The 405-nt window shown below is 61.2% G+C and carries 1 protein-coding gene and 1 pseudogene; both read left to right on the forward strand.

All coding sequences use genetic code 11. The features are described 5' to 3' along the window. Positions 1-13: 13 nt before the first annotated feature. Positions 14-175 (forward strand): DUF2793 domain-containing protein, encoded by a 162-nt coding sequence (locus tag AXE65_RS14460; RefSeq protein WP_369126237.1) that lies wholly within the window; start codon positions 14-16, stop codon positions 173-175. Then, positions 172-405, forward strand: a pseudogene (locus AXE65_RS07820) (hypothetical protein); the annotation flags it as partial. The gene AXE65_RS14460 and the pseudogene AXE65_RS07820, both read left to right, overlap by 4 nt.

Raw genomic sequence — 405 nt, forward strand, 5'->3', positions numbered from 1 at the left:
AGGCGCGCGGCACATCGTAGGCGCAAGCCCATCCGGCGCATGGGCAGGCAAAGCCCATCAACTGGCACGCTTTGAAAACAACCACTGGACATTTACCGCCGTGCGCCTTGTCCTCTGCGAGGCCGACAAAAAACTGCACGGACGCTTTAACAACGGCTGGCAGGCACTCACATGATCGTAAAAAACGCACTCAGCCAAATCATCCGCCCCGCGCTGGGCGAACTGCCGCCAAAACTGCAAGGCGCGGGGGCTGAAGTCATGCTACTGGCGATTGGCCTGCAAGAAAGCCGCCTGATCCACCGCAAACAAATAGGCGGCCCTGCACGCGGCCTCTGGCAATTTGAACGCGCAGGCGTGCAAGGCGTGCTCACGCATCCGGCCAGCCGCGCACTTGCCGCCGATCTT

Origin of the sequence: Ventosimonas gracilis (assembly GCF_001580025.1) — a bacterium.
Lineage (GTDB): Bacteria > Pseudomonadota > Gammaproteobacteria > Pseudomonadales > Pseudomonadaceae > Ventosimonas > Ventosimonas gracilis.